Annotated in this window: 1 protein-coding gene; it reads right to left on the reverse strand. The window is 59.3% G+C overall.

Annotation, left to right across the window (positions count from 1 at the left end):
* Positions 1-9 precede the first annotated feature (9 nt).
* A complete protein-coding gene (locus DIE08_RS35180) occupies positions 10-1,332 on the reverse strand; it encodes an IS4 family transposase (RefSeq protein ID WP_124906455.1) in 1,323 nt (440 codons plus the stop codon).
* Between the last annotated feature and the right edge of the window lie 88 nt (positions 1,333-1,420).

Below are 1,420 nucleotides of genomic sequence, written 5' to 3' on the forward strand. Positions count from 1 at the left end.
TAATGCCGTTCAGTTAAGATTCTTTCTGAGGAACCGGACAGCATAACGAGCAGGACGGGACTTGACGGCCCGATCGCATTTTCGATCGGGCCGTTTTACATTGATGAGTAGCTTGAGGTGCTCGCGCAGCCGTTTGAGAACGGCGGGCAGCTTGGCAAAGGCAGGTGTGCGCGCGGCCCACATCATCTCGTGCTGGATGAGATGGAATGAGCGAACGAAGCTCAGTTCGGTCGGTTCGCATTTGGCCTCAAAGGCCGCGCAGGCCATCTCGCGGCGAATCAGGTTATAGGCGATCAATGCCCCCCAGATTTCCTGGTAAATGCCTTCAACCGTTCGGCTGCGCAGCGTCAGCTCGCGCCCGAGCATTGATTGCTTGAGCTCGCGGTAGCTGGTTTCAACCTGCCAGCGGCGCTCATAGCAGGCGTCCAGATCGGCCATCTTGAAGCGGCGGCGGTCAGTCAGTGAAGTCAGCAGCACCCGCTCGCGGCCTGCTGCATCCAGCACGCGGATCGCGCGAGCCGTCCACCATTCGGGCAATTCAGGGCACTTCTTCCGTGCTTGTGGTGACACGCGCATGCGCACCAAGGCATCGTCAGGCTTGCCCGATATCACCTCCCAACGTGTATTGGACTTGGCCGGAATCAGGAAGTGGCGATTGCGCTCACCCGAACTCAGGCCGCACAGAATTTCGGCGCACAGAAAGCCCTTGTCGAATACCGTCAACGAGTGATCCGGGATCTGCTCCAGCAGTTGTTTGGCATAGAGCATCTCATTCGTGTCGTAACGGCCGAAGGCGATGTTGGCGACGAGATGGGTCGGAATCGAGGTCAGCGTCACGGCCCGCACCTGCGGGTAGCTAGCCACCTTACCGCTGGCATAGCCCTGAGCGCCGAAGTGCTCACGATTGGCGGGGCTGTCCGGAGTGCGCAGCGTGGTGCCATCCATGGCCCACAAGCTCAACCCTTTGAAGGCGTGGCGTGCACCGTCTTGCTGGCACCAGGCTTGAGCGGTGCGTTCAAATAGCCAGGCCATGGGCGCATCGCCGAGTCTCTGCCGCGCTTGAGCGACGGCGCTCTTGCTGACGAATGAGGCCTCGTTGGGCAAGACCAGATCGAGGCTATCGACTACCTCGCTGATAGACCAGTGTCGGTAGATGGCCAGCGCGATGACCAGCCATACCACCTGCTCGGCTGGTAATCGCCGCCGGCGAATGCTGGCCGTGCCCGTCGCTTCGATGGCCTGTTCGATCCAGTTATGTGGCAGATGCTCGCCGAGCCGACTGAGGTCGGCAGGTGCTGCATCCAGGAGAAAGGTCAGGTGGTCGTTCAGCATCGCTGACCAAGTTAACAGCTTGCCGCTCTGTTTACAACTCCAACCCTAAAAACAAAAATGCCGTTCAGTTCTTAACTGAACGGCATTA

The sequence above is a fragment of the Burkholderia sp. Bp9004 genome (assembly GCF_003858025.1).
GTDB lineage: Bacteria > Pseudomonadota > Gammaproteobacteria > Burkholderiales > Burkholderiaceae > Burkholderia > Burkholderia diffusa.